The 445-nt window shown below is 51.5% G+C and carries 1 pseudogene; it reads right to left on the bottom strand.

Annotated features, from left to right (window positions below):
* A pseudogene (locus ACTHUG_RS11485) lies at positions 1-445 on the bottom strand (DNA-directed RNA polymerase subunit beta'); the annotation flags it as partial.

Genomic DNA, 445 nt, shown 5'->3' with positions numbered 1-445 from the left:
CCAATGGATTGTGCAGCAATCACACCAACTGCCTCACCGGCATTAACCAGTTTACCGCGTGCCAAGTCGCGACCATAGCAGTGTGCACACAGGCCATGACGGGTTTTACAAGTAATCGGAGTACGGATTTTGACTTCATCGACACCGGATTGGTCGATCATATCTACCAGTTTCTCGGTCAACAATGTACCGGCTTCCACCAAAGTCTCGCCAGTCGAAGGATCGACAACATCAGAAGCAGTAACGCGGCCCAAAATACGCTCACGCAAAGCTTCAATTACGTCACCGCCTTGTACCACTGCCTTCATCACAAAGCCGTCTGAAGTACCGCAATCGTCTTCAACAACCACCAAATCTTGGGTTACGTCTACCAAACGACGGGTCAAGTAACCGGAGTTTGCCGTTTTCAACGCGGTATCCGCCAAACCCTTACGCGCACCGTGGG

Source organism: Neisseria sp. P0022.S009, assembly GCF_051956675.1.
Classification (GTDB): Bacteria; Pseudomonadota; Gammaproteobacteria; order Burkholderiales; family Neisseriaceae; genus Neisseria.
The sequence above is the reverse complement of the archived record's forward strand: the minus strand, read 5'-3'. Positions and strand labels throughout refer to the sequence as shown.